Raw genomic sequence first — 253 nt, forward strand, 5'->3', positions numbered from 1 at the left:
TTCAAATTGTGGGATGTCTGCTAATGGCTGAGTAACATCCATAAAGTTTTGTAATAATTCCCAATGTTGAAAACTGCAAGCTATCTCATTGTTGTAAGCAACATCATAACGCTGATCTTCTTTATAATGAAGAAGCGTAAGCCCTCTATGTGGAAATCCACTTTTGGGATTATGTGTAGCTTTGAAATGAGCATTAAATTCTTCAAAGCTTAAATAAGCAAAGCTCTTTGCATCGCTTTTGGGTACTTTAACT

Annotated in this window: 1 protein-coding gene; it reads right to left on the reverse strand. The window is 35.2% G+C overall.

What is annotated here, in order from left to right; genetic code table 11:
• A partial coding sequence (locus tag AAEY72_RS15660; RefSeq protein WP_352311542.1) for a hypothetical protein occupies positions 1 to 253 on the reverse strand: 253 nt, incomplete at both ends.

The organism is Psychrobacter sp. W2-37-MNA-CIBAN-0211 (assembly GCF_040309405.1).
In the GTDB taxonomy this organism is placed as follows: domain Bacteria; phylum Pseudomonadota; class Gammaproteobacteria; order Pseudomonadales; family Moraxellaceae; genus Psychrobacter; species Psychrobacter glaciei.